The organism is bacterium (genome assembly GCA_030654305.1).
Classification (GTDB): Bacteria; Krumholzibacteriota; Krumholzibacteriia; order LZORAL124-64-63; family LZORAL124-64-63; genus PNOJ01.
Window position 1 is genome coordinate 1 of sequence record JAURXS010000171.1, and the last position, 2018, is coordinate 2018.

3 protein-coding genes are annotated in these 2018 nt (G+C 68.3%); all 3 read right to left on the reverse strand.

Annotation, left to right across the window (positions count from 1 at the left end; translation table 11 throughout):
- Positions 1-696, reverse strand: a 696-nt coding sequence (locus Q7W29_04605) for an IMP dehydrogenase (GenBank protein MDO9171097.1), incomplete at its 3' end; no start/stop codon positions are given.
- A 40-nt stretch (positions 697-736) separates the two neighbouring features.
- Entirely contained in the window at positions 737-1291 is a 555-nt protein-coding gene (gene hpt / locus Q7W29_04610; protein MDO9171098.1) for a hypoxanthine phosphoribosyltransferase, read from the reverse strand.
- A 20-nt stretch (positions 1292-1311) separates the two neighbouring features.
- Entirely contained in the window at positions 1312-1968 is a 657-nt protein-coding gene (gene udk, locus Q7W29_04615) for a uridine kinase (GenBank protein MDO9171099.1), read from the reverse strand.
- Positions 1969-2018: the final 50 nt, after the last annotated feature.

Genomic DNA, 2018 nt, shown 5'->3' on the forward strand with positions numbered 1-2018 from the left:
GAGCAGCCGGCCGCGGCCGTCCTTGCTGGCCCGCGGGTAGTCGAGCTTCTTCTGGATGTCCTTGACCGTGATCAGGCCGCAGAGGTTGCCGGCAGCATCGACCACGGGCAGCTTCTCGATGCGGTGGGCGTGCAGCTTCACGGCGGCCTGCTCGAGCGTCGTGCCCTCCGGCACGGTCACCAGGTTCTGGCTGGTCATGACCTCGCGCACCAGGCGGCTCGTGTCGCGCACGAAGCGCAGGTCGCGGTTGGTCAGGATGCCCACGAGCCGGCGGCCCTCGGTGATCGGTACGCCCGAGATGCTGTAGCGGGCCATCTGGGCCAGCGCCTCGGCGATGGTGCGGTCGGGGCCCATGGTGATCGGGTCGGTGATCATGCCCGACTCGCTGCGCTTGACGCGCTGGACGTGGTCGGCCTGGTCGTGGGGGCTGAGGTTCTTGTGGATGACGCCGATGCCGCCCTGGCGCGCCATGGCCATGGCCAGCTCGCACTCCGTCACGGTGTCCATGGCCGCGGAGATCAGGGGCGCGTTGAGCGACAGGCCGCGAGTCAGCCGGGTGCGGGTGTCGATGTCGCGGGGGATGACTTCGGAGTAGCCGGGGACCAGCAGGACGTCGTCGAAGGTCAGGGCCTCCGGGAAGACGTTGTTCCCGGCGGGACCGCTCCCCTCGGCCGGCGGATTCGGTCGCTCGCTCATGATGGCCCCCGGTGGATGCGCCGCCGACCCGAACTCGGGATCAGGGCTTCAGCACGCCGATGAACGGCAGGTTGCGGTACTTCTCGTCGTAGTCGAGGCCGTAGCCGATGACGAACTCGTCGGGGATCTCGAAGCCGCGGTAGTGGATCGGCACTTCCTTCTGGCGGCGCGTGGACTTGTCCAGCAGCGTGCAGACGCGCAGGCTGCGCGGCCCGCGGGTCTGCAGCAGGTCGAGCAGGTGGCTGAGGGTCAGGCCGGTGTCGACGATGTCCTCGACGATGATCACGTCGCGGCCGGTGATGTCGGTCTTGAGGTCCTTCTCGATCTTCACCACGCCGGTGCTCTGGGTGCCGCCGTGGTAGCTGCTGATGGCCATGAAGTCGATCTCGTGCGGCGCGCTCATGCCGCGCGTCAGGTCGGCCAGGAACACGAAGGCGCCCTTGAGGATGTTGACCAGCACGGGGGTGCTGCCGGCGTAGTCGCGGCTGATCTCGGTGCCGAGCTGCTGGACCCGGCGCTGGATCTCGTCCGAGCCGATCAGCACGCGCTCGATCAGGGGGTCGCGCTGGCAGATGTCCGCGTCGTCGTACTGCAAGGTCGCCTCCCGTCGCGGTCTCAGGCCCGGAAGGCCCGCCGCTCCTGGATGATGCTCTGGATCTTGGCCGCGATCAGGTCGATCGCCACCTGGTTGTGCCCGCCCTCGGGGATGATCAGGTGGGCGTAGCGCTTGGTCGGGCTGACGAACTGCTGGTGCATCGGGCGCACCACCCTCATGTACTGCTCGATCACCGAAGCCACGCTGCGGCCGCGCTCCTGGATGTCGCGCTGCAGACGCCGAATGAAGCGCTCGTCGGCGTCCACGCCCACGTACAGCCGGATGTCCATCAGCGAGCGCAGGATCTCCGACTCCAGCACCAGGATGCCCTCGACGAAGATGATGTCCGCCGGCTCGACCCGGCGCGTCTCCGCGCACCGCGAGTGGGTCGTGTAGTCGTAGACGGGCACGTCGACCGCCAGGCCCCGCTTCAGCTGGGCCAGGTGCGCCACGAGCAGCTCGGTCTCGAAGGCGCTGGGGTGGTCGTAGTTGATCTTGGCCCGGTCCTCCAGCTCCAGCAGGGCGTTGTCCCGGTAGTAGGAGTCGTGGTGGATGATTTGGACCGTCTTGCCGGGGGCCGCCTCCTGGACGCGGAGGGCCACGGTGGTCTTCCCGGAGCCGGTGCCGCCGGCGATGCCGATGATGACGGGGGGCGGGGATGCCGGTGAGGGGTTCATGGGCGGGAACGATACCATATGGGGGGCGGGAGTCAACGTAGCGCTCAAAA

Excerpts from the sequence above, each read along its gene's own strand:
- udk (MDO9171099.1), bottom strand. The coding sequence starts at position 1,968 with ATGAACCCCTCACCGGCATCCCCGCCCCCCGTCATCATCGGCATCGCC.